The following is a 692-nucleotide window of genomic DNA, read 5'->3' on the forward strand; positions in this document are numbered from 1 at the left end:
AAGTCCAGCCGCTTGCCAGCTAGCCAAATGCTTGCCTAACTTATAAGCATTGCTGGTCATCGCCACTGTTTCAATACCATCAATCTGTTTAATGGTTTCGATGATTTCGACAACATCACGGCGAATGGATGGCTCACCGCCCGTAATTCTCACTTTTTTGGTACCTACTTGGGCAAAGCCGCGCACCAATGTCGCAATTTCAGAAACGCTCAACTCATCATCAGGACGTTTGCCTTGATAACCATTTGGCAAACAGTACTCGCAGCGAAAATTACAAAAATCAGTAATAGATAGGCGCAGATACGTCAGACGCCTCGCAAACCCGTCAGTTAAAGGCTGATGGATTTGGGTCGCCTGATCAATCGGCATCACTAAATTAGACGGTATATAGCTGTCAGACAGCACAGGTGCTGACGCAGGAGAATACAGTTGCGGTCTGTCTATTTTGATATTGTCTTCATTCATATATTACTGCCATCAGTATTGCTTGCCATAAGCGTTACTTTATTATTCGTGTTTAGCATCCCATTGCTAGATTGCTTTTTAATTTCGTTCCATCGTTTTATAGCAGATTGGCAAACGGTGAATTAGCGATGTAACCAAGGAAACGGTTGCACCGTAACCTCACCACCAGATACTACGTTGCCACTGTCTTTGTCCAACACAATAAAGCAATTGGCGCGGCTCAGCTG

Annotated in this window: 2 protein-coding genes; both read right to left on the bottom strand. The window is 44.5% G+C overall.

Translation table 11 applies throughout. From position 1 onward, the window contains the following. A partial coding sequence (locus ACS8FC_RS17695; protein ID WP_439297753.1) for a radical SAM protein occupies positions 1–465 on the bottom strand: 465 nt, incomplete at its 3' end. Between the two features lie 122 nt (positions 466–587). Continuing rightward, positions 588–689 (bottom strand): hypothetical protein, encoded by a 102-nt coding sequence (locus ACS8FC_RS17700; RefSeq protein ID WP_439297754.1) that lies wholly within the window; start codon positions 687–689, stop codon positions 588–590. Positions 690–692 lie beyond the last annotated feature (3 nt).

Source organism: Psychrobacter sp. 1Y4, from assembly GCF_051847555.1.